This is a genomic window from Rhabdothermincola sediminis (assembly GCF_014805525.1).
GTDB lineage: Bacteria > Actinomycetota > Acidimicrobiia > Acidimicrobiales > Acidimicrobilacustridaceae > Rhabdothermincola > Rhabdothermincola sediminis.
Genome location: NZ_JACFSZ010000020.1, coordinates 1 through 21,657, shown reverse-complemented (window position 1 = coordinate 21,657; position 21,657 = coordinate 1). Strand labels below are relative to the sequence as shown.

The 21,657-nt window shown below is 71.3% G+C and carries 22 protein-coding genes; 20 read left to right on the top strand and 2 right to left on the bottom strand.

What is annotated here, in order from left to right:
* Positions 1 to 13 precede the first annotated feature (13 nt).
* Positions 14 to 310 carry a DUF2469 family protein gene (locus tag HZF19_RS14395; RefSeq protein ID WP_208029493.1) on the top strand — a complete coding sequence of 99 codons (297 nt, stop codon included), beginning with the start codon at positions 14 to 16 and terminating at the stop codon, positions 308 to 310.
* Positions 307 to 654 carry a YraN family protein gene (locus HZF19_RS14390; RefSeq protein WP_208029492.1) on the top strand — a complete coding sequence of 116 codons (348 nt, stop codon included), beginning with the start codon at positions 307 to 309 and terminating at the stop codon, positions 652 to 654. Before HZF19_RS14395 ends, HZF19_RS14390 begins: the two co-directional genes overlap by 4 nt.
* Positions 655 to 672: 18 nt before the next feature.
* On the opposite strand, the gene HZF19_RS14385 is transcribed toward HZF19_RS14390, so the two are convergent.
* Together HZF19_RS14385 and HZF19_RS14380 are read right to left on the bottom strand one after the other, a co-directional pair.
* Complete coding sequence (locus tag HZF19_RS14385; RefSeq protein WP_208029491.1) at positions 673 to 1,362, bottom strand: histidine phosphatase family protein; 690 nt, start codon at positions 1,360 to 1,362, stop codon at positions 673 to 675.
* Positions 1,363 to 1,433: 71 nt separating this feature from the next.
* On the bottom strand, positions 1,434 to 1,661 hold the full coding sequence (locus HZF19_RS14380) for an Rv1322 family protein (protein ID WP_235980174.1): 228 nt from the start codon (positions 1,659 to 1,661) through the stop codon (positions 1,434 to 1,436).
* Positions 1,662 to 1,883: 222 nt separating this feature from the next.
* Here HZF19_RS14380 and HZF19_RS14375 point away from each other — a divergent pair, with 222 nt between their 5' ends.
* The 18 genes from HZF19_RS14375 to HZF19_RS14290 all read left to right on the top strand — a co-directional run.
* Entirely contained in the window at positions 1,884 to 2,222 is a 339-nt protein-coding gene (locus tag HZF19_RS14375; RefSeq protein ID WP_208029490.1) for a c-type cytochrome, read from the top strand.
* Between the two features lie 134 nt (positions 2,223 to 2,356).
* The gene (locus HZF19_RS14370) at positions 2,357 to 3,874 is read left to right on the top strand and encodes a YifB family Mg chelatase-like AAA ATPase (RefSeq protein ID WP_208029489.1); all 1,518 of its coding nucleotides are present in this window, start codon (positions 2,357 to 2,359) and stop codon (positions 3,872 to 3,874) included.
* On the top strand, positions 3,874 to 5,007 hold the full coding sequence (dprA, locus tag HZF19_RS14365; protein WP_208029488.1) for a DNA-processing protein DprA: 1,134 nt from the start codon (positions 3,874 to 3,876) through the stop codon (positions 5,005 to 5,007). The genes HZF19_RS14370 and dprA overlap by 1 nt, the downstream gene beginning before the upstream one ends.
* Before the next feature lie 110 nt (positions 5,008 to 5,117).
* Entirely contained in the window at positions 5,118 to 6,008 is an 891-nt protein-coding gene (locus tag HZF19_RS14360; protein ID WP_208029487.1) for a tyrosine-type recombinase/integrase, read from the top strand.
* An 8-nt stretch (positions 6,009 to 6,016) separates the two neighbouring features.
* Entirely contained in the window at positions 6,017 to 6,799 is a 783-nt protein-coding gene (gene whiG / locus HZF19_RS14355) for an RNA polymerase sigma factor WhiG (protein WP_307781238.1), read from the top strand.
* 122 nt (positions 6,800 to 6,921) lie between these two features.
* Positions 6,922 to 8,544, top strand: a complete 1,623-nt coding sequence (locus HZF19_RS14350) for a peptidoglycan DD-metalloendopeptidase family protein (protein ID WP_208029485.1) — start codon at positions 6,922 to 6,924, stop codon at positions 8,542 to 8,544.
* Positions 8,545 to 8,759: 215 nt separating this feature from the next.
* On the top strand, positions 8,760 to 9,737 hold the full coding sequence (gene rpsB / locus HZF19_RS14345) for a 30S ribosomal protein S2 (RefSeq protein WP_208029484.1): 978 nt from the start codon (positions 8,760 to 8,762) through the stop codon (positions 9,735 to 9,737).
* Between the two features lie 2 nt (positions 9,738 to 9,739).
* A complete protein-coding gene (gene tsf / locus HZF19_RS14340; protein WP_208029483.1) occupies positions 9,740 to 10,534 on the top strand; it encodes a translation elongation factor Ts in 795 nt (264 codons plus the stop codon).
* 2 nt (positions 10,535 to 10,536) lie between these two features.
* On the top strand, positions 10,537 to 11,259 hold the full coding sequence (gene pyrH, locus HZF19_RS14335; protein ID WP_208029482.1) for a UMP kinase: 723 nt from the start codon (positions 10,537 to 10,539) through the stop codon (positions 11,257 to 11,259).
* Between the two features lie 133 nt (positions 11,260 to 11,392).
* On the top strand, positions 11,393 to 11,950 hold the full coding sequence (frr, locus tag HZF19_RS14330) for a ribosome recycling factor (protein WP_208029536.1): 558 nt from the start codon (positions 11,393 to 11,395) through the stop codon (positions 11,948 to 11,950).
* Positions 11,950 to 13,536: a phosphatidate cytidylyltransferase gene (locus tag HZF19_RS14325; RefSeq protein ID WP_208029481.1), complete on the top strand. Its 1,587-nt coding sequence runs from the start codon at positions 11,950 to 11,952 to the stop codon at positions 13,534 to 13,536. Before frr ends, HZF19_RS14325 begins: the two co-directional genes overlap by 1 nt.
* Positions 13,537 to 13,796: 260 nt before the next feature.
* Positions 13,797 to 15,017 (top strand): 1-deoxy-D-xylulose-5-phosphate reductoisomerase, encoded by a 1,221-nt coding sequence (dxr, locus tag HZF19_RS14320; RefSeq protein WP_208029480.1) that lies wholly within the window; start codon positions 13,797 to 13,799, stop codon positions 15,015 to 15,017.
* Positions 15,014 to 16,561, top strand: coding sequence for a M50 family metallopeptidase (locus tag HZF19_RS14315; RefSeq protein ID WP_208029479.1), 1,548 nt, complete (start codon positions 15,014 to 15,016; stop codon positions 16,559 to 16,561). Before dxr ends, HZF19_RS14315 begins: the two co-directional genes overlap by 4 nt.
* A gap of 7 nt (positions 16,562 to 16,568) precedes the next feature.
* Positions 16,569 to 17,783: a flavodoxin-dependent (E)-4-hydroxy-3-methylbut-2-enyl-diphosphate synthase gene (gene ispG, locus HZF19_RS14310; RefSeq protein WP_208029478.1), complete on the top strand. Its 1,215-nt coding sequence runs from the start codon at positions 16,569 to 16,571 to the stop codon at positions 17,781 to 17,783.
* Positions 17,784 to 17,863: 80 nt separating this feature from the next.
* Positions 17,864 to 19,288 carry a proline--tRNA ligase gene (proS, locus tag HZF19_RS14305; RefSeq protein ID WP_208029477.1) on the top strand — a complete coding sequence of 475 codons (1,425 nt, stop codon included), beginning with the start codon at positions 17,864 to 17,866 and terminating at the stop codon, positions 19,286 to 19,288.
* Between the two features lie 133 nt (positions 19,289 to 19,421).
* The gene (rimP, locus tag HZF19_RS14300; RefSeq protein WP_208029476.1) at positions 19,422 to 19,961 is read left to right on the top strand and encodes a ribosome maturation factor RimP; all 540 of its coding nucleotides are present in this window, start codon (positions 19,422 to 19,424) and stop codon (positions 19,959 to 19,961) included.
* A complete protein-coding gene (gene nusA / locus HZF19_RS14295; protein WP_208029475.1) occupies positions 19,958 to 21,262 on the top strand; it encodes a transcription termination factor NusA in 1,305 nt (434 codons plus the stop codon). The genes rimP and nusA overlap by 4 nt, the downstream gene beginning before the upstream one ends.
* A gap of 94 nt (positions 21,263 to 21,356) precedes the next feature.
* The coding region (locus HZF19_RS14290) for a translation initiation factor IF-2 N-terminal domain-containing protein (RefSeq protein WP_208029474.1) at positions 21,357 to 21,657 on the top strand (301 nt) is incomplete at its 3' end.

Genomic DNA, 21,657 nt, shown 5'->3' with positions numbered 1-21,657 from the left:
ACTGGGGTGAACGGTGAGCACCGAGGATCTCGAGGACTACGAGTCCGAGCTCGAGCTGCAGCTCTACCGCGAGTACAAAGACGTCGTCCCGATGTTCCGCTACGTCGTGGAGACGGAACGCCGCTTCTACCTCGCCAACGAGGTCACGCAGCAGGTCCACGGCGAGGGGCCACGCCTGTGGGTCGAGCTGGGGCTGCGCGACGCCTGGGTGTGGGACATGTACCGCCAGAACCGCTTCGTGTCCCACGTGCACGTCACGACCTTCAAGGACGTCAACGTCGAGGAGCTGCCCCGCGAGGACCTCCCGTGAGTCGGGCCCGGCAGGCGCTGGGGGCGCGCGGCGAGGCCATGGCCGCCGCGTGGTACGAGCGCAACGGCTACACGGTGCTGGCCCGCAACTGGCGCTGCCGCGACGGTGAGCTCGACCTGATCGTGCATCGGGGGCGCACGATCGTGTTCTGCGAGGTGAAGTCCCGCTCGTCCTCCGCGTTCGGGGTGCCGGTCGAGGCGGTCACCTACGAGAAGCGGCGCCGCATCCGCCACCTGGCGGCGAGATGGCTGGAGGAGGAGGCGCCGTTTCGGCCCCGCGAGATCCGCTTCGACGTGGCATCGATCCTCGCCGGCCGTCTCGAGGTGCTCGAGGGCGCGTTCTGAGACGGCTGATCACGGCACTCAGCGGGTCTGCAGCTCTGCCGGCAGGTGTGTGGTGTCAGCGAAGCGGAGCAGGCTGAAGGTATGGCCCGAGCTGATCTCGACCGGCTGCAGTGTGCTGACCGACGCATGGAACGACACGAACCGCTCCCACTCCCAGGGCACGGGCTCGATGCCGAGGAGATAGCCGAGGGAGACCGCGTTGGTGCCGCCGTGGGCCACCACCACGATCCGCCGCTCGGGCTCGCACAACTTCCACAGCGGCGGATGATCGGACAGGCGCAGCGCGCCGGCGCCGTCGAGCATCTCCTGCAGGCCACCGGTGACCCGGGCGTGGAAGTGGCGGAAGCTCTCCCCGCCGGGGATCCCTTCCCACTGCTCCTCCAGGGGACGGCCGCGGTTCTCGCGGAAGGCTCGCTCAACGGCTTCGCTGGGCGTGCCCTGCCAGCGACCCATCGAGATCTCCGCCAGCCAGGGCAGGGTGGTGGGCTCGAGTCCCAAGGCGTCGGCGATCGGCTCGGCGGTCTGCTGCGCTCGCCGCAACGGGGAGACCAGGAGCTGGTCGGCACGCAGCCCGCGCAGTGCCCGGCCGAGCAGCCGGGCCTGCTCGATGCCCCGATCGGTGAGCGCGGGATCATCGACCGCGAGCCCGGCTTCATCCCAGGCGGGTTCACCGTGGCGGATGAACAGCAGCTCCACGGCGGGCAGCATACGGGCCTCCCTGTCGGGTCGGCTCCGGGCCCCGCCACCGGGTCGGGACGTCGGTGGGGACCGCGGCGGGATCAGCGAGCTCGGCCGGGACGCCGCCGATGCCGGGCCTCCCAGCAGCCTCGGTGCCAGTGGCGGCGGAGGTCGGGAGCCTCGACGGGCACAGCCACCAGGTGGCCGGTGTGGGCCGGGATGTCCTGGTTGCAGCCGGGGCACACGTAGCGCTTCGTGGCCTGGTAGGGCTGTACCCTCCGTACCTCCACCACCTGCCCGTCGGCGTCGAGGTCCTGCCAGGTGCTCACCACCCACTCCTGCCTGGTGCTCACCCGAACAGGGCCCAGGCCACGAGGAGGACCACTACCACCAGGGCCGCGACGACCATGGCGTAGTCGGCGCCGGAGCTGCGCCGGCCGCGGAACGGGTTGAAGCCCACGAGCCCAGTATCGTGCGCGCCCGCGGCTGATCGCACCTACCGAGCCCGCGTCGGTCGGCGGTCGCGCCGGCCGACGGTAAGGTCTGCGGCCGTGAAGGCAGTCAAGGTCCTCACCCTCGCCGTCGCGCTCGTCGTCGGTGTGCTGGCACTGAACGCCTGCGGCACCGGAAGCGACGACACCGCCACACCGGCCGATCCGGTCCTGGCTCGCGGACAGCAGGTGTTCCGCCAGAACTGTGCCACCTGCCATGGTGCCAAGGGCGGAGGTGGGAACGGGCCGCGGCTCGCCGGGGTGGTGGCCAGCCGTTACCCGAACATCGAGGACCAGATCGCGGTCATCACCGAAGGCCGGGCCGGCATGCCCTCGTTCGGACAGCAGCTCTCCGCCGAGGACATCCGGGCAGTGGCCACCTACGAGCGCAGCCTCTGACCCTTTCGACTGTCAGACCCCCTCGCTAGCATCAGCCCACGCTCGATGGCCGGCGACACGGCCGTCCTTCCCACCGTCAGCGCGCACGGTCCCGTCCTGGCTCCGATGCGCACCATGCGGTCGAGGAGGGCCTCATGCTCGCCACCGTCATGTCGGCCACCCTTTTGGGTGTCGACGGTCATGTCGTCTCCGTCGAGGTCCACGTCTCGAGTGGCCTGCCGTCGTTCACGGTGGTCGGCCAGCCCGACAGCTCCTGCCGCGAGGCGCGAGACCGGGTCCGGGCGGCGATCCTGTCCAGTGGGTTGTCGTGGCCGCAGCGCCGGTGCACGGTCAACCTCGCTCCCACCGGCTTGCGCAAGATCGGCGCCGGCCTCGACCTGGCGATGGCGGTCGGGGTGCTGGTCGCCACCGAGCAGCTGCCGCCATCGGTCGTCGAGGACGTCGGCTTCGTCGGCGAGTTGGGCCTCGACGGGGCACTCCGCAAGGTTCCTGGTGTGCTGCCCCTCGTCGACGCCGTCGAGGCGAAGGTGGTGGTCGTGCCGTCCGATGCGCGGGTGGAGGCACAGCTCGTCGGGCGGCACGAGGTTCGCATCGTGGGCAGCCTCGGTGAGCTGGTCGGCTGCCTCCGGGGCGACAGCCCGTGGCCTGCGGTGCCGCGGTTGGACCAGGTGCCTCCCGAGGACCTCGGCCCCGATCTGCGCGACGTCCACGGCCAGCCCGTCGCCCGGCGCGCGCTCGAGGTGGCCGCGGCGGGCGGCCATCACCTGTTGATGGTGGGGCCGCCCGGCGCGGGCAAGACCATGCTCGCGAAGCGGCTGCCTGGTCTGCTGCCCGAGCTCGACGGTGCCCAGGCGCTGGAGGCCACCCGCATCCACTCCGCGGCCGGCGCGCCGCTCCCTCCGGGTGGGTTGGTCCGCCGGCCTCCGTTCCGTGCCCCGCACCACGGCGCTTCGGCGGTGGCGCTCATCGGTGGTGGGTCGGGACAGCTTCGACCGGGCGAGATCTCCCTGGCCCATGAGGGGGTGCTGTTCCTCGACGAGTTGGCGGAGTTCCCCGCCCACGTGCTCGACACGCTGCGCCAGCCGCTCGAGGAGGGCGTCGTGCGCCTCGCCCGGGCCGACTCGAAGGTGCTGCTGCCGTGCCGCTTCCAGCTCGTGGCGGCGATGAACCCGTGCCCGTGCGGCCTCCGGAGCTCGCCCGACGCCTGCCGCTGTTCGGATCTCCAGCTCGCCCGGTACTGCCGGCGGATCTCGGGCCCGCTGCTCGACCGGTTCGACCTGCGGGTCGACGTGTTGCGGCCGGACCCGCTGGAGCTGCTGAGCAGCGCGCCATCGGAGCCCAGCCGGGCGGTGGCCGAGCGGGTGCTCGCCGCCCGCCAGCTCGCCTGGCGGCGAGGGGTGCGCGCCAACGCGGAGCTCGACCAGGCCGGCCTCCATCGGTATGCGCCGCTCTCACGACCTGCGGCCCGCAAGCTCGAGGGTGACCTGCGCGCCGGCCGGCTCACCGGTCGCGGGTTGCAGCGAGTCCGCCGGGTGGCGCGAACGATTGCCGACCTGGCGGGCCACGGCGGTGAGCTGTCGGTGGAGCACGTCGCGGAGGCTTGCGCGCTGCGCACGGAGCCGTCGTTCCTCGTGCAGCGGCTGGCGGGCTGATGTCGTGCTCCATCGAGCTGCCGGCCGAAGCGCACCTGCTGGCGCTGGCGTCGCTGCCCCAGATGGGCCCCGCCCGCTTGCGTGCGCTGGTCGGGGCGGTGTCACCGGCCGAGGCGTGGCACGAGCTGTGCCGGGGTGCTGTGCCAGGGGGCGGAGTCCGTGACCTGCTGGGTGCCCCGGCCGCGGCGCTGCTCGCGGCCTGGACTCGCTGGGCGAGCGAGCTCGACGTGGGCGAGCTGTGGCGACGTCACCTCGAGGCCGGTGTCGAGGTCTGCGGCGTGAGCTCCCCCGCCTACCCCGAGCCGTTCTGTCGCGAAGAGCACCCTCCACCCTTGGTGGTTCTGCGCGGCGACAGCCAGGCCCTCGACGGGCCGAGGGTGGCGATCGTCGGGACCCGTGACTGCACCCGCTACGGCCGTGACGTGGCCTTCGAGCTCGGTCGCGACCTTGCGGCCGCCGGCGTGCGCGTCGTGTCGGGGCTGGCACTCGGCATCGACGGTGCGGCCCATGCCGGGGCGCTGGAGGCCCGGGCCGCCCCACCCGTGGCGGTCGTGGGCAGCGGGCTCGACGTGGTCTACCCCCGTCGCAACCACAGCCTCTGGCGGGCCGTGGCCGACGCGGGCCTGCTCATCTCGGAGCACCCCCTCGGCACCTCACCCACGGCCTGGCACTTCCCCGCCCGCAACCGGTTGATCGCCGCGCTGGCCGACATCGTCGTGGTCGTCGAGTCCCACGCCCGAGGCGGCGCGCTGCATACCGCCACCGAAGCGGCCCAGCGTGGGAGGCCGGTGATGGCCGTGCCCGGCTCGGTCCGGGCCCACGCGTCGGAGGGTACGAACCGGCTCTTCGACGAGGGCGCCCACGTGTGCCTCGGGGCGGGTGACGTCCTCGCACTGCTGGGGCTCGACACGCCCGCCCGACGGCGGGGCGCGGACCCGCGCCCCGCACCGGACCCCTCCGACGCCCGGGTCCTCGAGCACATGGGATGGGAGCCAGTCGCCCTCGAGCAACTCGTGCTACGCACGGGTCTCGAGCTGGGGGTGCTCGTGCTGGCGCTCGACCGGCTGGAGGCGGCTGGATGGGTGGCCCGCCGGGCGGGCTGGTTCGAACGGGTGGCCCACGATGGGCGCTGATCGATCGCACGCACTCCAGTGCCCACCCGGCGGGCTGCCCGGAGCCCCCCGCCGGCCCCGTGCTCGGCCCTCCACAGGATGGCGGCGAGTGCCGGGTACCGTTGACCGGGATGGCCGAGGCCGGGTGGCTGCTCGAGGAGTTCGAGGCAGCGCTCACCTCCGCGTCGCCGGCCACGATCCGCGCCTACCGGAGCGATCTCGAGGCATTCATCGAGTGGGCGGCGCGTCTGGGTGCCCGCGGCCCGTCCGACATCGAGCGCAAGGTGCTCCGCCGATACCTCGCCTACCTAGGCACCCGCCGCTACGCACGCCGCACCGTCGCCCGGAAGGCGTCCGCGCTGCGCCGGTACTTCGCCTGGTTGCGCCGCACGGGTCATCTGAGCGCCGACCCCGCAGCGGGTCTCTCCTCCCCGGCGGGGGAGGGGCGGCTGCCCCGGGTGCTGCGCGACGAGGAGCTGAGGGCTCTCCTCGACGATCCACCAGCGTCCACGTCGAGCGACGAGCCGGCCATCCGACTGCGCGACGACGCGGTGCTCGAGCTGCTCTACGGCAGCGGCCTACGGGTGGCGGAGCTCTGCGGCCTGCGGCCCGACGACCTCGACCTCCTCAACCGCACGGTGCGTGTGTGGGGCAAGGGCTCACGGCAGCGCCAGGTCCCGCTGAGCGAACCGGCATCGGCGGCCATCGACGCCTGGCTCCGCCGCGGGCGCGACCAGCTGATCACCACCGACACGCCTGTCGACGCGGTGTTCCTCAACCGGCGTGGGCGCCGACTGACCCCGCGGGACGTGCGGCGCATCCTCGACCGCCGCGCGCTGTCGCCGACCCATCCCCATGCGTTGCGCCACACGTTCGCCACACATCTCCTCGACGGGGGCGCCGATCTGCGAGCGGTGCAGGAGCTGCTCGGGCACGCGGACCTCGGCACGACACAGCACTACACTCATGTGAGCAAGGAGCGGCTGCGGCGCGTCGTCGAGTCGACCCACCCGCGAGCGTAGGACCGGTGGTGGAAGACCAGGCAGCAGGTCACATCGAACGGTTATGGGTCGACTACAAGGCCACGGGCACGCGCGAGGCACGTGACGAGCTGATCGTGCACTACTCGCCGCTGGTGAAGTACGTGGCAGGCCGGGTCGCGGTGGGGCTGCCCCACAACGTGGAGCAGTCCGACCTGGTCAGCTACGGCATCTTCGGTCTGATCGACGCCATCGAGAAGTTCGACCCGGCGCGGGGCTACAAGTTCGAGACCTACGCGATTGCTCGTATCAAGGGGGCGATCCTCGACGAGCTGCGCTCGATCGACTGGGTGCCGCGCTCGGTCCGGGCCAAGGCTCGGGCGCTCGAGAAGGCGTTCGCCAAGCTCGAGAGCGAACTGCACCGCGCCCCGACCGACGAGGAGCTCGCGGCCGAGCTGGACATGACCGACGAGCAGTTGCAGACCACGCTCTCGCAGATCTCCTTCGTCGGTCTGGTCGCGCTCGACGAGATGCTCTCGGTTGGCGGCGACCGGGGTGAGTCGCTGACGCTCGGCGACACCATCGCGGATGCGGGGGAGGGGCCGGTGCAGGCCTACGAGGTCGAGGAGATGCGCCAGATCCTCGCGAAGGCCATCAACCGCATGCCCGAGCGGGAGAAGATCGTCCTCACCCTCTACTACTACGAGGGTCTCACCCTCGCCGAGATCGGCCAGGTTCTCGGCGTCACCGAGAGCCGGGTGTGCCAGATCCACACCAAAGCGGTGCTCCAGCTCCGGTCGCGGATCCTGGCCCAGGAACGCGAGCCGGCCTGAGCACGAGCTCCGGCTCGGGGCCCCATCTCGCCGGACACGCCTGAACTCGGGGCGACGCCCCCTCACGGCCCTCGGCCGCACTTCCCCCACCGGTCCCGTCTCCCCGGGGAGGTGCCCGTCCCGTGGCCCACCGTGTGCCCCGCCGCGCCCAGATCGGTGCGGCGGCCGTGTTCGTCGTCGCGCTGTCCGCCGCCATCACCCCCGCAGGCCACGCGGCCGCCACACCGCCTCGATACCGGCCGCCCGTCGATGCGCCGGTCGCGGATCCCTTCCGCCCTCCGGCGACCCGCTTCGGGCCCGGCAACCGGGGGATCGACTACGCCACCGAGCCGGGCACCCCGGTGCGAGCGATCGGCGACGGCGAAGTGATCTTCGCCGGTCCGGTGGCCGGCACCTTGCACGTCACGGTACGCCACCCGGACGGCCTGCGGTCGAGCTACTCGTTCCTCGAGGCGGTGGGCGTGCGGGTCGGCGCGCGGGTCAGGCAGGGCGAGGTGGTCGGCACCGCCGGGCCGATGCTGCACCTCGGCATCCGCGATCGCGACGGCACCTACCTGGACCCGGCCGTGCTCTTCGCCGGTGACCTCCCCGCTCGGGTCCGCCTTGTCCCGGGCCTCGAGGAAGGCGAGGGGCCGCTGCGGGAGCGCCGAGCCCTCCTGACCGTGATCCTCGACCACCTGGACTCGCCGTACCGGCTGGCGGGCATGGTGGTCGATGCCAGCGGGCAGCGGGCCCGGCTCCTGCTCCACTACGCGGTCGAGCTGCGGGTCGAGACCCGGCTGGCCCGCATCGCCATGGGCATGGAGCGATGGCGCCGCAGTCGCGGCGACTGCACTCCGCCCACCGCGCCGCCGCCACGACCGGCGGGCCGGCGCATCGCCATTCTGGTGGCCGGGTTCGGCTCGACGAGCGAGGGGAGCGGCATCGACCGCACCGACACCGCGGCGCTGGGCTACGCCCCCGGCGACGTGGTCCGGTTCTCCTACCGGGGTGGGCGGATCCCTGCCGAAGGGCTCACCGACTCGCTGGCTGCTCTGCCCGCCCGCCCCTACGACGAACTCGACAGCCAGGGCGAGCTGCGAGAGGCGGCCTCCCGGCTGGAGGCACTGATCGCCGCGGTGAGCCGGGCCGAGCCAGGTGTGCCGATCGACCTGATCGCCCATTCCCAGGGTGGCGTCGTCACCCGCCTGGCGATCGGCGAGGCGTTCTCCCGTGGCAGGCTGCCCGCCGAGGTGCGCACGTTCGTCACCCTCGGCACCCCGCACGGAGGCGCGGACCTCGCCACCGCCCTCGGCGCGCTCGACGAGCTGGGTGGGTTCGACGCGCAGCTGGCGGCCCTTGCCGCGGTGGTGCCCGGAGGTCACGACCCGGCCAGTCCCGCTGCTCGCCAGCTCAGCGAGGTGTCCGACCTGACCCGCCAGGTCGCCGCCACCCCGGTGCCGGATCACCTGCGCATGGTGTCGATCGCCGCCTCGGGGGACTGGGTGGTCCCCGGGCCGCGCACGCTCGTCGACGGCGAGCGCCACGTCACCGTCGACCTGCACGGGCTCTCGGCTCACGACGAGCTGCCGGGCTCGCCTGCGGCCACCCGCGAGATTGCCTTGGCCGTGGCCGGGCTTCCCCCGACGTGCGTCGGCGCTGGCCAGGCTGCGTCCGCCCTGGTCGAGGGCGAGACCATCTCGTTCGCGATCGACGCTGCGGGCGCCGCCGGCGCGCTGGCAGGCATGAGCTGGCCCGGCCCGTGAGCACCCAGCGCCGCTGTCCGAGGCCGGTACCGCGTTGGCCCCCGTGGTGACCCTTCCCTACAATCGTCCGCCGGCCCACCGCATCGCGGGCCGGAACCTGGTGGCCCGGTGGCGTGCACGGGGCCGTCGTGAGCACACATCCGCCCTCGCCCTCCCACGGTCGCTTCGAGCGTCGGGCGGGGGTCTCGACGAACCGATGGGAAGGAGCACCTGCGATGGCACCTGTCGTGACCATGCGCCAACTGCTGGAGGCCGGGGTCCACTTCGGCCACCAGACCCGCCGGTGGAACCCGAAGATGAAGCGCTTCATCTACGGGGAGCGCAACGGCATCTACATCATCGACCTGCAACAGACCCTCGCCCGCATCGAGATCGCCTACTCGTTCGTGCGAGACCTGGTCGCCGATGGCGGCACGATCCTGTTCGTGGGCACCAAGAAGCAGGCACAGGACGCGGTCCGCTCCTACGCCGAGAAGTGCGGCATGCCCTACATCAACGAGCGTTGGCTCGGCGGCATGCTCACCAACTTCCAGACGATCTCCAAGCGGGTCGGCAAGATGAAGGACTACGAGCGGATGCGGGCCGCCGGTGAGTTCGAGGCCATGCCCAAGAAGGAAGCACTGATGCTGTCGCGGGAGCTCGAGAAGCTCGAGCGCAACCTCGGCGGCATTCGGAACATGGAACGGCTGCCCGACGCGGTGTTCATCCTCGACACGAAGAAGGAGGACATCGCGGTCACCGAGGCCAACAAGCTCGGCATCCCCATCGTCGCGGTCGTCGATACCAACTGCGACCCCGACGTGATCCAGTACGTGATCCCCGGCAACGACGACGCCATCCGTTCGTCCACGTTGATGTCGCGGATCATGGCCGACGCGGTCATCGAGGGTCGCTTCATCGCCTCCCGCCGGGGTGGCCCAGCCGGGGGCCCGGCACCGGAGCGCACACCGGAGGAGGAGGCGGCCGTTGCCGCCCAGCAGGCTGAGGCCCGCCGCCAGGCGGCACTGGCCGCGCAGGAGCGCGAAGCGAGGATCGCAGCCCAGGCCGGCGAGCAGTCGCAGGCCAACACCGCGGCCAACGCCGATCCAGAGCCGGAGCACGCCGATCCCGGCCTGACCCCAGAGAACGCCGAGGCCGTCCTCGCCGGTGCCGAGCAGGCAGGCGAGGTCGCGGCTGCCACGAGTGAGGAGTGACGATGCCCGAGTTCACGGCCAAGGACGTGCAGGCCCTGCGCCAGGCCAGCGGCGCCGGCATGATGGACGCCAAGAAGGCGCTCACCGAGAACGACGGTGACTTCGAGGCGGCCATGCAGTGGTTGCGCGAGAAGGGCCTGGCCAAAGCCGCGGCCCGGGCCGATCGGGAGAACGTGCAGGGTGCGGTGGCGGTGGTCGTCGACGGTGACGTCGGGGCGATCGTCGAGCTGAAGTGCGAGACGGACTTCACCGCCAAGAGCGAGGGGGTCACCTCCCTGGTGGGCGACCTCGCCGAACTGGTGGTCGCCAAGGGCGAGGCCGCGGTGTCCGAGCGCGCCTCGGACCTGGAGGACCTCAAGCTCTCGACCAAGGAGAACGTCGAGCTCGGCCGGGTGGTGCGCTTCGAGGCCGCGCCCGGCGACATCCTCGACTCGTACCTGCACATCCAGGACGGCCGGGGCGTGAACGCGGTGCTGGTCGAGCTGCGCGGCGGTAGCAAGGAGCTGGCGCACGACATCGCGGTGCACATCGCGTTCTCCAAGCCCCCGTACCTGCGGCGCGACGAAGTGCCCGCCGACGAGGTGGAGAAGGAGCGCCAGGCCCTGCTCGAGATCACCAAGGCGGAGGGCAAGCCCGAGCAGGCGTGGCCCAAGATCGTGGAGGGCCGGCTGAACGCCTGGTACAAGGAGCGGGTTCTGCTCGAGCAGCCGTTCGTGCGGGACGAGAAGAAGACCATCGAAGACCTGCTCGGTGACGCGGAGCTGGTCCGCTTCGCACAGGTCTACATCGGGGGCTGAACGTGGCCGAGCCTCGCTGGTCCCGGGTCCTGCTGAAGGTCTCGGGTGAGGCGTTCGCCGGCGAGGGCGGCTACGGCATCGACGGCGCGGTGGTCCAGCGTGTGGCCCGGGAGGTGGCCGAGGTCCGCGCGGATCTCGGGGTGGAGATCGCCATCGTGGTCGGCGGCGGCAACATCTGGCGGGGCATGGCCGGCGCCGGTGCCGGCATGGACCGCGCCCAGGCCGATTACATGGGCATGCTGGCCACGGTCATCAACGCCCTGGCCCTGCAGGACACGCTGGAGCAGCTGGGTCAGCCCACCCGGGTCCAGTCCGCGATCCACATGGCTCAGGTGGCCGAGCCCTACATCCGGCGCCGGGCCATCCGCCACCTGGAGAAAGGCCGGGTGGTGATCTTCGCAGGCGGCACGGGGAACCCGTTCTTCACCACCGACACCACCGCCGCGCTGCGGGCCGTCGAGATCGAGGCGGGGGTCCTGTTGAAGGGAACCCATTCGGGCACCGACGGCATCTACACCGCGGATCCGAAGCTCGATCCAAACGCGCAGCGCCTCGACGAGGTCACCTATCTGGACGTGCTCAACCAGGGGTTGCGGGCCATGGACTCGACCGCCATCACCCTGTGCATGGACAACCAGCTCCCCATCGTGATGTTCGATCTGCTGGGGGAGGGCAACGTGCGGGCGATCCTCGAGGGGCGCCCGGTCGGCACCCTGGTCCACTGAGGCACTACCGTCGTCACCCGGGCCCGGGGCTCGGCCGGGGGCGCCGACGGCGCCCGACGAGCCGCCCGCAGCCCGACCAGTCCCGACCAGTCACCGTCCCGGACGAGAGGAGAAGCCCGGCGTGAGCAGCGAGATGGCCGACGTGGTTCTCCAGGAGACCACCGAGAAGATGCGCAAGGCCGTCGCGCACGCACGCGGCGAGTTCGCGAGCATCCGCACCGGTCGAGCCGCGCCCGCGCTGGTGGAGAAGATCGTCGTCGACTACTACGGCAGCGAGGTCCCGCTCCAGCAACTCGCCGGCTTCCAGGTCCCCGAAGCTCGCCAGCTGCTCATCACCCCCTACGACAAGGGGGCGATGGGAGCGATCGAGAAGGCCATCCAGAGCTCCGATCTCGGGCTCACCCCCAGCAACGACGGGGTGAACATCCGCCTGACCTTCCCCCCACTCACCCAGGAGCGTCGCAAGGAGCTGGTCAAGGTGGTCAAGCACATGGCCGAGGAGGGCAAGGTCGCGATCCGCAACCTGCGGCGGGCGGCGCGTCACGAGCTGGAAGGCCTCGAGAAGGACGGCGAGCTCTCCGGCGACGAGCTGGCTCGGGCCGAGAAGGAGCTCGACAAGATCACCCATGCCCAAGAGGCCGAGATCGACAAGGCACTCGAGGCCAAGGAACACGAGCTGCTGGAGGACTGATGGCTCCCGATTCGCTCTTCAGCCGCAGCAACCAGGAGAGCGGCGGGCCCGAGGATCCCGCCGAGGGGGTGCGGATCATCGATCCCGACGAAGCGGCGGAGGCGGTCGAGCGCGGTGAGGCGGTGCGGCGCAAGGGTCAGGACCAGCCCCGCTACGGGGACCGTCCTGAGTCCTCCCCGGCGGACATCACCCCCGCCTTGCGATTCCCGCTGGCCGATCGCGCGGATGCCACGGCGATCGAGCGTCCGAGGGTGGCCCCGGTCGAACCCCGGGTGGCCCAGGGGAGCCAGGAGCCGGTGCTCTCGGTCGAGCCCGCCACCGGAGAGACGGAGCTCCCGCACTGGACGGAGCCCGCGACCGGTGAGGTGCCCAGGGTCGTGGTCGGCGACGGCGATGACACGGAGCAGGAGCGGTGGTCGTCGTTCGCCGCAGGCGCCGCGGCGCCCCGCTGGCGCGACGAGCACGAGCCGTGGGACGAGACCGATCACGTGTCCGAGCTGGCGGAGGTCGACACCTCCGTGGGAGCCCTCGACACCAGCGAGCGCCAGTCGCACGAGGCGTTCCTGACCTTCGATGATCTGCAGGTGCCGGAGATGCCAGCGGATCGTCCTCGCGGGTCCACCGATGATCCGATTCGCATCTCGAGCGGCCAACCCCGGGCCGCCACGCCGGATCGGCCCACCTCGAACCGCAAACCGGTCTCCGGCCGTCCCCCCGAGCGCGGGCGAGGTGCACGGACCGGGGAGCTCTCCTCCGCCGGCGGTGCAGGGCGCGACGTTCCCCAGGCGGTGTTCGTAGGGCTGGCGATCGCGGTGGTGGCGCTGATCCTGTTCAAGCTCGGACCTGCGGCGACCATGATCCTGGTCGAGGTGGTGGTGGTGCTCGCTGCGGTCGAGCTGTTCAGCGCCCTGCGCCGTGGCGGGTACCGGCCGGCCACGCTGCTCGGCTTGGCAGCCGTGGTCGCGTTGCCGCTGGCGGTCTACTGGAGAGGCGAGCCGGCCATGCCGCTGGTGCTGTTCCTGACGCTGGTGTTCAGCATCTTGTGGTTCCTGCTGGGGGTGGGGGGATCGGTCAGGCCCGTTCCCAACATCGGGGTCACGCTCCTCGCGGTGGTCTACGTGGGAATGTTCGGCGCGTTCTCCGGGCTCATCCTGGACATCCCCGCGGAAGGGGTGAGCATCCTGCTGGTGGCGGTCGCCGGAGCGGTCTTCTACGACGTCGGCGGCTTCTTCGTCGGTCGCCAGTACGGCCGTACCCCGCTCACCACCGTGAGTCCGAACAAGACGGTCGAAGGTCTCGTCGGGGGGTTGCTCGCCTGCCTGCTGGCGGTGTTCGTGTTCGCCGTGCTGTTCGGTGCGGGGCCGTTCTCGGCCGGCCAAGCGCTGGTGTTCGGGCTGTTCGTGGCCGCGGCGGCCCCCATCGGGGACCTGGCGGAGTCACTGTTCAAGCGAGATCTGGGCCTGAAGGACATGGGTAGCGTGCTGCCCGGCCACGGCGGGATCCTCGACCGTTTCGACGGCTTGCTGTTCGTGCTGCCGGCCGCTTACTACGCGGCCCGGCTTCTCAACCTCGTCCCCGGCCTCTGATCCGACCACCCCTCCTCCCCCCGAACTGTTCATGGACTCGCAGCCTCGCGCCGCGTTCTGGTGAACAGTTCGGCCGGCAACCCCGAACTGTTCAGGGATTCGCGGCCTCGCGCCGCGTTCTGGTGAACAGTTCGGCCGGCAACCCCGAACTGTTCAGGGATTCGCGGCCTCCAGCCGCGTGGGGGTGAACAGTTCGGCCGGGAGCATCCCAGTCGCGGGCTTTCGGCTCGCTTGAGGTGAGGGTCGGTAGCCTGGAGCCCATGACTGGGGTGCGCGTCGCGGTGGCCGGCTCCACCGGTTCCGTCGGGACGCAGACCCTCGAGGTGCTGGCGGCCGAGCCGGATCGCTTCGAACTCACGGCGCTCGGGGCGAGCGGGTCCCGGCCCAATCTCCTGGTCGAGCAGGCCCTCGCCTTCCGGCCCAAGGTGGTGGCGGTCGCGGACCCCTCGGTCGCGGCCGATCTCGCCGAACGCCTGCCCGCCTGCGACGTGCGCGCCGGGCCGGATGCCCTCGCCAGCCTGGCTGGCGAGGCCGACGTGATCGTCAACGGCGTGGTGGGTTTCGCTGGTCTGCCCGTCACACTGGCCGCCCTCGAAGCCGGTCGCCGACTGGCGCTCGCCAACAAGGAGTCCCTGATCGCGGCAGGCCCGGTCGTGCAGCAGGCCCGCCGGACACCCGGCGCGGAACTGGTGCCGGTCGACAGCGAGCACGGCGCGATCCACCAGTGCCTGCGAGCCAACGACAACGTCGCTCGGGTGGCGCGCCTGGTGCTCACCGCCAGCGGCGGGCCGTTCCGTGGTCGTCGTCGGGAGGAGTTGGCGTCGGTCACCGTCGAGGACGCCCTCGCACACCCGACCTGGAACATGGGCCCGAAGATCACGGTCGACTCGTCCACCCTCATGAACAAGGGCCTAGAGGTCATCGAGGCCTACGAGCTGTTCGGCACGCCGGCCGGTCCCCTGGGTGCGCGTGTCTCGCTGGAGGAGATCGAGGTGGTGGTGCACCCCCAGTCGATCGTGCACTCGATGGTCGAGTTCACCGACGCCACCACGATCGCCCAGCTCTCCTCGCCGGACATGCGTCTGCCGATCGGGTACGCCCTGGCCTACCCGGACCGGATCGTCACCCCGTTCGGCCGGCTCGACTGGCGCCGCGTCACCCGCCTCGAGTTCGAGCCCCCCGATCTCGACGCGTTCCCGTGCCTACGCCTGGCCTACGAGGCGGCGCGGGCCGGCGGGACCGCACCGGCGTGGCTCAACGCGGCCAACGAGGTGGCGGTGGAGGCCTTCCTGGACCGCCGGCTCCGGTGGATCGACATCCCCGGGTTGCTCGAGTCGACTCTCGACCGCCACGACGGAGCTCGGGCGGGCTCCGTCGACGACGTGGTGGAGGCCGACCGCCGAGCCCGCCAGGTCGCCCGTAACCTGATCGGCAGGAGCCTTCCCGGCCCCGCGTCGCCCCGGACCTCGGAGCCAACGTGAGCGAGACCCTCGAGCAACCCGTGACCACCGGCGGCGATGCCGCCCCGAGCGGCCGACCACTCACCCCCTCCCCGGCGGGACCCAGGGGCGGCTGGCTGCGGCCACTGCTGATCAGCCTGTTCGTGGGGCTCGTCGGCTACCTGACCGGTTGGGGCGTGGTGGCGATGATCCTGGCGATCGTCGTTTCGATCTTCCTGCACGAGCTGGGTCACTTCCTGGTGGCGAAGCGCTCGGGCATGAAGGTCACCGAGTTCTTCATCGGTTTCGGGCCCAAGATCTGGTCGTTCCGCCGGGGTGAGACCGAGTACGGCGTGAAGCTGCTACCCGCGGGCGCGTACGTGCGCATCATCGGCATGAGCAACCTGGAACAGATCGACGATGTCGACGAGAGCCACACCTACCGGGCGATGTCCTACCCCCGCCGGTTGGCGACGGTGCTGGCCGGCCCGTTCGCCAACTTCGCCATCGCCCTGGTGCTGATCTTCGTGGTGTTCGCCGGGTTCGGGGAGCGCAACAGCGGGGCGTGGGTGGTCGACGGGGTGCTGGACGGGTCGGCCGCCGCGGCCGGCGGGATCCGGCCGGGCGACCGGGTGGTGTCGATCAACGGCTCGCCGGTGGGCGACTGGGAGAGCCTCGGCCCCGCACTCGCGCCCACCCTCGGGCAGCCCACCGAGGTGGTGGTCGATCGGGGTGGCGAGCAGATCACGCTCGGGGTGGTGCCGGGCTGGCGGATGAACGAGGTCGGCGCCGCCGCGCTGCCGCCGCTGCGCGACGGCGATCGCATCGTCTCCGTCGACGGGGAACGGGTCGCCTCCTACCAGGCGTTCGTGGAGCGGCTCGGGTCGGCCCGGGGCACGGTGCGCATCGAGTTCGAGCGAGGGCCCGGCGCCTACTGGACCGAGGTGCAGGCTCCCGTGGCCCTGTCACCCGACGGCGCGTCCGGCTTCCTGGGGATCGTGCGGGGGCCGGCACCGGCCGTGCGGGTGAGCCTGGTTGAGGCCGCGGGCCGCACCGTGCCCGAGTTCGGCTCCATTGTCGTGCAGTCCGTGAAGGGGGTGGGCACGGTGTTCTCCCCTGAGGGCTTACGCCGGTACGCGGAGCTGGTGACCACCTCCGGCAACGGTGACGCTTCGCGGTGGGCCGGTGAACCGGCGGTGCACTCCCTCGACCCCGCCGGGCCGCAGTACGTGCCCGAGGCCCAGCTCGAGCTCCAGGAGAGCCGGCCGATCTCGATCATCGGCATCACCCGACTAGGTGCCCAGGCCGCCCAGTCGGGCATGGTCAGCTTCCTGTGGACCCTGATCATCGTGAACATCTTCCTCGGCATGTTCAACCTGCTGCCGCTGCCGCCGCTCGACGGTGGCCATGCCATGGTGGCCACCTACGAGGCCGTCCGAGGACGGTTGAGCGGTCGCCGGTACCGGGTCGACATGAGCAAGCTCATGCCGGTGACCTACACCGTGATCTTCCTGCTCGTGGGGCTCGGCCTCACCTCGATGTACCTCGACGTGGTGAACCCCGTGCCCAACCCCTTCGGACCCTGACCCACCGATGCAGCACCAGACCCGGTACCAACGGCGCTCCACCCGCCAGATCCACGTGGGTGACGTGGCCATCGGAGGGGACGCGCCCGTCTCGGTCCAGTCGATGACCACCACCAAGACCGCGGATGTCGACGGCACCCTGGCCCAGATCTACGCGCTCGCCGCCGCGGGCTGCGACATCGTGCGCTGCACGTGCAACGAGATCGAAGCGGCGGAGGGCCTGGCCCGGATCATCCCCCGCTCGCCGGTGCCGATCATCGCCGACATCCACCACCAGTACCGCATGGCCCTCGCCGCCCTGGAGGCCGGTGTGCACGGGCTGCGGCTGAACCCGGGCAACATCCGCCGTCCCGAGCACATCAAGGCCGTGGCCCGGGAGGCCAAGGACCGCGGGGTACCCATCCGCATCGGGGTCAACGGCGGCTCGCTCGACCCCGCGCTCTACGAGGCACACGGTGGGGTCACCCCGGAGGCGATGGTGGCCTCGGCCCTGCAGGAGCTGGCCTACTTCGCCGAGGTGGGCTTCGACGACGTCAAGATCTCGGTGAAGGCCTCGAACGTGCCGCTGATGATCGATGCGTACCGGTTGCTGTCCGAGACCGTCGACCACCCGCTGCACCTCGGCGTCACGGAGGCCGGCCCGCCGCCGGGCGGGCTGGTCAAGGCCACCGCGGGCATCGCCACCCTGCTGGCCGAAGGCATCGGCGACACGATCCGCTACTCGCTGACCGCTGACCCCGTCGAGGAGGCCCGAGCCGGTCGCCAGCTCCTCGAGGCGATGGGCCTGCGTGAGCGCCGGGGCCTGGACCTCATCGCCTGCCCGTCCTGCGGGCGGGCCGAGGTGGACGTCATCCAGGTGGCCAACGATGCCCAGCGGGCCTTCGAAGCGCTGGACCTGCCCATCCAGGTGGCGGTGATGGGTTGCGTGGTGAACGGTCCCGGTGAGGCCCGGGAGGCCGACCTGGGGATCGCGGCGGGCCGCCGGCGCGGTCACCTGTTCGTCAAGGGCAAAGTGGTGAAGGTGGTGCCCGAGGACGAGATGGTCGACGCGCTCGTCGAGTGGGCGAAGCTCATCGCCGACGGTGGTGTGGAGGAGGCGATGCACCACGCTGATGCGGGCGCGGCAGCCGAAGCGGAGGCCGATCGGCGGGCCCTGCTCGACGAGCAGGGGGCAGACGCGAACCTCAGCGAGCAGCGGGTCGAGGTCATCCGCAACCTCTGACGCGCCGCGTACGTGCCGCTCGCTCGCCGGCTCACCGGCCCGCGGAGGGCGCCGGCACCCGGCCGGTAGGCTCGCCCCCCATGGCCGGACCCAAGGACAGAGCGCCCGTCCTCACCCCGCAGGCCGAGGACTTCCCGCGCTGGTACCAGGACCTCATCAACAAGGCGGAGCTCGCCGACAACGGCCCGGTTCGGGGGACGATGGTGATCCGTCCCTACGGCTACGCGCTCTGGGAGCGGATGCAGGCCGAGCTCGACGCCCGCATCAAGGCCGCGGGGGCCGAGAACGCCTACTTCCCGCTCTTCATCCCGGAGAGCTACCTGCGCCGGGAGGCCGAGCACGTGGAGGGGTTCAGTCCCGAGCTGGCGGTGGTCACCGTGGCGGGCGGCAAGGAGCTCGAGGAGCCGGTGGTGGTGCGGCCCACGAGCGAGACCGTGATCGGTGAGTTCATGGCCAAGTGGGTGCAGAGCTACCGGGACCTGCCGCTGCTGCTCAACCAGTGGGCGAACGTGGTGCGCTGGGAGCTGCGGCCTCGGGTGTTCCTCCGGACCAGCGAGTTCCTCTGGCAGGAAGGTCACACCGCTCACGTCTCCGAGGCCGATGCCAGGGACTACGCGGTGCGCATCCTCCACGAGGTCTACGAGGACTTCATGGTGAACGTGCTCGCGATCCCGGTGGTGGTCGGGCGCAAGACCCGCAAGGAGCGCTTCGCTGGCGCCACCAACACCATGACCTGCGAGGCGATGACCGGGGACGGGAAGGCCCTCCAGATGGGCACCAGTCACGAGCTGGGTCAGAACTTCGCCCGGGCCTTCGAGATCACCTATCTCGACGAGCACGGCACCCAGCAGCTCGCCTGGACCACTTCGTGGGGGGTGTCTACCCGCATGGTCGGCGGTCTGATCATGTGCCACGGCGACGACCGGGGCCTGTGCGTACCCCCCCGCCTGGCTCCCATCCAGGCCGTCGTGCTGGCCGTCCGGGACGAAGGTGGGGTGGTGGCGGAGGCCGGCCGGTTGGCCGAGATGCTCGGCGGGGCAGGGGTGCGGGCCCGCCTCGACGACCGGGTGGCGCTCTCCCTCGGGCGCCGGGCCACCGACTGGGAGCTGAAGGGCGTGCCGGTGCGGCTCGAGCTCGGGCCCCGCGATCTCGCCGCCGGCGAGGTCACCCTGGTCGACCGGTTGGCGGGCATCAAGTCGGCCGTGCCCCTCGAGGGGGTCGACGAGGCGGTCAGCGATCTGCTCGAGGCACAGCAGTCCGCACTCCTGCGGTCCGCCACCGAGAGGCGTGAGGCGCGCACCCAGGATGTCTCGGGCCTCGCCGAGGCGGTGGAGGCCGCGACCACGGGGTGGGCTCGGGTTCCCTGGTCCCGGCTGGGGGAGGAGGGTGAGGCCGAGCTGGCCGAGCGGGGGGTGACGGTCCGGTGCCTACTGCGGCCCGACGGGTCGGTCCCGGAGAGCCAGGATGAGCAGGGGCTCGTCGCCGTGGTCGCCCGGGCGTACTGACCTATACTTCTGTTGCCAATCCGTTCGATCCGAGCGAAGGCGTGGGCTGGGGCCCACGCCTTTCGTGTCATAGACCAGCAACGTCCCGATCCGAGCTTGTCCGACCAGGCGGCCGACCCCGAAGGAGGTGACCATGAGCGTGAGTGAACGAGTGCGGGCCGTCGTGGAGCCCGTCGTGTGGGCTCAGGGGCTCGAGCTGTTCGACCTCGAGCACGCCGGCGGGGTCCTCCGGGTCACCGTCGATCGGCCGGGTGGGGTCGACCTCGACACGGTGACCGCGACCACTCGAGCGGTGTCGAGGGCGCTCGACGATCTCGATCCCATCGCCGGCCGGTACACCCTCGAGGTCACCAGCCCCGGGCTCGAGCGACCGCTGCGCACCCCCGCGCACTTCCGCTGGGCGGTGGGCCAGCGGGTCTCGCTCAAGACCGGGCCCGGCTTCGACGGGCCCCGGCGCCTCACGGGCGAGCTCACCGCGGCCACCGACGAGGACATCACCGTGGTGCTCGATGAGCCGGCCGGTGACCGCCGGACGCTCGCGCTGGCCGACATCGAGCGGGCGCGCACGGTCTTCGAATGGGGCCCGGGGCCGAAGCCCGGCTCCCCGAGCCGTGGATCGAAGCACCCGAAGCCGTCGAAGTCACCGAAGACAGGAGAGGTCAACGCCCCATGAGCAACCCCGATCTGATGGATGCGCTGCAGGCCCTGGCCGCCGACAAGGGCATCTCGGTCGACACGCTCTTCGGCGCGCTGGCCGACGCCCTCGAGTCGGCCTACAAGCGCCTGCCCGGGGCCCACGAGTACGCGTGGGTCACCATCGACCCGGAGACCGTCGAGTTCCGGGTCATGGCTCAGGAGCTCGACGAGGACGGTGAACCGATCGGCGAGGAGTTCGACGTCACCCCCGCCGACTTCGGCCGCATCGCCGCGCAGACCGCCAAGCAGGTGATGAGCCAGCGCATCCGCGAGGTCGAGCGGGAGATGAAGTACGAGGAATACGCCGGGCGCGAGGGCGACATCGTCACCGGCATCATCCAGCAGACCGACTCCCGCTACACCTTGCTCGACCTGGGGCGGGTGGAGGCCCTGCTCCCGCAGGCCGAGCAGGTCCCCTACGAGAAGCCCGAGCCCGGCGCGCGGGTGAAGGCCTACATCGTCGAGGTCCGCAAGACCGCCAAGGGCCCACAGATCGTGGTGAGCCGTACCCACCCGGGCCTCATCAAGCGGCTGTTCGAGCTGGAGGTGCCCGAGATCGCCGATGGCGTGGTGGAGATCAAGGCCTGCGCCCGCGAGCCCGGTGCCCGCACGAAGATCGCGGTGTGGTCCAACGATCCCAACGTCGACCCGGTCGGGGCCTGCGTCGGCGCCCGGGGGGCCCGGGTCCGGATGGTCGTCAACGAGCTGCGGGGGGAGAAGATCGACATCGTCCCGTTCTCCGAGGATGCCCCGGACTTCGTGGCCAAGGCACTGTCGCCGGCCAAGGTCAAAGAGGTCCGCATCGACGAGGAAACCGGCACCGCGGAGGTGATCGTCCCCGACTACCAGCTCTCGCTGGCCATCGGGAAGGAGGGCCAGAACGCGCGCCTGGCGGCCCGCCTGACGGGGTGGCGAGTCGACATCAAGAGCGAGTCCCAGCTCGCCGAGGAGCAGGCCTACGCCAACCAGGAGTGGGCTGAGGGCGAGTGGGTGGTCGATCCGGAGACGGGCGAGCAAGTGTGGCAGCCCGCCGAAGGTGGGGAGGCGATCTCGGCCGAGCAGTGGTCGCAGGCTGCCGAGTCGCTGGCGGAGCGCGAGGTGGAGGACGGCCCCGATGCCGTGGTCGAAGCCCTCGAGGCGGACGCGCAGCAGCGTGCTGCGGCCGCGGAGGGGGTTGACGGTGAGGACAGCGGCGGGGAGCCGGAGGAAGCTGCCGAGACCGCCGCTACCGTCGAAGATGCCGTCTCGACGAGCTCCGAGCCGTCGAGCGAGACCTGAACCGCTTTTCGTGCGCTCCAGGTGACCGCGCGAGGATAGAGGACCGCTCCTGCTCGCCGCTGGAGCGGTTCACGCTGACGAACAGAGGCTGCCGTTGCCATCGAACATCCGCGTCTACGAGCTGGCGAGGGAACTCGGGCTGACCAACAAGGAGTGCCTCGATCTCTGCGAATCGCTGGGGATCGGGGTGAAGAGCCATTCCTCCAGCGTGGTCGAGGCCCAAGCCGACCGCGTCCGTCGCAAGGCCGAGCGCGAGGGGTTGATCCGTGATCAGCAGCCCGAGGAGCCGGGGAAGGCCAAGAAGGCGAAGAAGGCGGCGGCGAAGCCGACCGCGGCCGGAACGTCCACCGAGGCCGAGGTGGCTCCGGATGCCGGCGCGGTCGCGCCGAGCGAGC